Source organism: Loigolactobacillus zhaoyuanensis (genome assembly GCF_003946385.1).
GTDB lineage: Bacteria > Bacillota > Bacilli > Lactobacillales > Lactobacillaceae > Loigolactobacillus > Loigolactobacillus zhaoyuanensis.
Map to the genome: position 1 here is coordinate 1 of NZ_RHOE01000152.1, position 1,096 is coordinate 1,096.

The 1,096-nt window shown below is 42.3% G+C and carries 1 protein-coding gene; it reads right to left on the reverse strand.

Features of this window, described 5'->3' with window-relative positions; translation table 11 throughout:
• Window positions 1–9 precede the first annotated feature (9 nt).
• Window positions 10–999: an IS30 family transposase gene (locus EKM76_RS13370; RefSeq protein WP_125551027.1), complete on the reverse strand. Its 990-nt coding sequence runs from the start codon at window positions 997–999 to the stop codon at window positions 10–12.
• Window positions 1,000–1,096: the final 97 nt, after the last annotated feature.

Below are 1,096 nucleotides of genomic sequence, written 5' to 3' on the forward strand. Positions count from 1 at the left end.
CTTGAATTGTCAAATTAAGTGCAATTTTTGATTATGATAGATCTCATATGGTGTTTTCCAATTTAAACATTTCCGTGGCCTTTTATTCAGCCGATCAACGAATTCTAAAATGACGGTATCCGAAATTGGATCCATATCCTGATTTTTAGGCAGGTACTCGCGGATTAAGCCATTTGTATTTTCATTTGACCCACGTTGCCACGGGGCATGAGGATTTGGAAAGTAAAACTCAATACCAAATTCTTCAGTTAGTTGATGATGTTTAGCGAATTCCTTGCCACGGTCGGGCGTAATCGTACCCAAGTGTTCTGGTGGCAGATCTTTTAGTAGTCTTCGAATAGTAGTGGTCACACTGGCTGAGTTTTTCTTAGCTGCTTTGTGCATTATTAAGTATCTTGAACAACGGTCAACCATTGTGACCACACAAGATCTGCCAGTTTTGCCAGCTACAGTGTCCAGCTCCCAGTGGCCAATCTGAGTCCGCTTATTGGCAGACTCAGGTCGTTCTTGGAGTGTATGCGATATAGGAATCTTCCCGCGACGTTCCTCATAACCTTTTTTATGGCGCGATTTACCATGATGTCTAAGCTTTCTGATCACCCCTCTGGCACCTCGTGATGAAAGCTTCTGATCAAATAAACCGGAGTAGATGCCACGATAAATCGTGGTGTAGCTGATCTGAAATGATGAGGTCTCTAATTTTAAGCGTGCGGCAATTTCTTCTGGTGACCATTGTAGATCCAAGAATAAATGCCGGATTAATTGAAGCAATTGGTGATCAGAAAGTAGCGACCGGCGTCCACAATGAGATTTTTGAGCTTCGTAGCGCTCTTGAGCAACAGAAGGTGAATATGCCGATCTATTTCGCGATAACTCACGGCTAACTGTCGACGTTGCTCGACCAATTGTTTGGGCAATTGAAGTCAGTGAAGCCTGATTATTATGCATCAGGAATATCGTTTCGCGTTCACTCATGGTAAGATGTTTGTATGGGTTCATGATTATGTGCTCCCTTCGATGGTTGTCTTCGCAAACACCATTTTACAGGGATTCATATCATGAGTCTCTTTTGTTGCACTTAAAGTATAAATTCAAG